At 34.8% G+C, this 531-nt stretch carries 1 protein-coding gene; it reads left to right on the top strand.

Going from position 1 to position 531, the window contains the following annotated elements:
- Positions 1-324 (top strand): type IV secretion system protein (locus ACFIJJ_RS10200; protein ID WP_375646872.1); only part of this gene is annotated, 324 nt, incomplete at its 5' end.
- Positions 325-531: the final 207 nt, after the last annotated feature.

Here is a 531-nt window from a genome sequence, read left to right on the forward strand (position 1 = left end):
CTTCTCGTAGGATGGGGACCACTCTTCATCGTTGCTTTGCTCTGGCAACCAACTCATCGCCTTTTCGAGCAATGGATAATCCAAGTCGTCAATTATATCATCCTCTTTCTACTCTTAGCGACTGTATTTAATCTGATGATGAATATCTTTGCAAACTATTTGGGCGATATGAAACTCGATTACGACCAGAATATAAGCTTCATGTTTGGGGGAGCTCTCATCTTGTCCATTATATCCATCATGCTGTTACTCAAACTATCAAGCATTGCCAATTCTCTCGCAAAAGGCATTACATTCGGACATCTATGGAGACAGAGAAATTAGAGGATATAAAAAGCAATGGTTCCCGTAACAGACGCCTTTAATATCCATATGACAAAATAACGAGGATATCCAATCCCAAAGTAAAAAATATTCGCACTGAAATTGAGTTATTTTCATAAATTAAAATGAAATAAAAAAGTAAAATAATTACACACAACGTACTTTACTTTATGTTCAAAATAATAATAATGACAATAAATATTAGGA

It is taken from the genome of Bartonella sp. TT29SHDZB (genome assembly GCF_042193395.1).
Lineage (GTDB): Bacteria > Pseudomonadota > Alphaproteobacteria > Rhizobiales > Rhizobiaceae > Bartonella.